This is a genomic window from Neptuniibacter marinus (genome assembly GCF_001597725.1).
Classification (GTDB): domain Bacteria; phylum Pseudomonadota; class Gammaproteobacteria; order Pseudomonadales; family Balneatricaceae; genus Neptuniibacter; species Neptuniibacter marinus.
Window position 1 is genome coordinate 1 of record NZ_LUTR01000060.1, and the last position, 364, is coordinate 364.

The following is a 364-nucleotide window of genomic DNA, read 5'->3' on the forward strand; positions in this document are numbered from 1 at the left end:
GCTGACGTCTGTCGATGTGGATGGCAACAACGCGAACGACACCTTTAAAACTGAAGTGACGGTGGTGAATCACCCGACGGAAGGTGCGCCACTGGGCAGCCTGACTATCACCGAAGGCGGTGAGTGGACGTACAACGTTGACAACAGCAAAGTGGAATACTTAGGTGAAGGTCAGACTCGCGTTGAGACCTTCACGGTTCAGTCTGAAGACGGCACGCCACATACTGTCGAAATCACCATTACGGGCACCAATGACGCCGCGCAGATCAGCGGCGATGACAAAGGTGCCGTGACGGAAGGTGACGGCAATGTGGTCCTTGAAGACAAGGGCACACTGACGTCTGTCGATGTGGATGGCAACAAC

General features: G+C 54.9%; 1 protein-coding gene. It reads left to right on the forward strand.

Going from position 1 to position 364, the window contains the following annotated elements:
* Positions 1-364, forward strand: a 364-nt coding sequence (locus A3774_RS16040) for a VCBS domain-containing protein (protein ID WP_156473742.1), incomplete at both ends; no start/stop codon positions are given.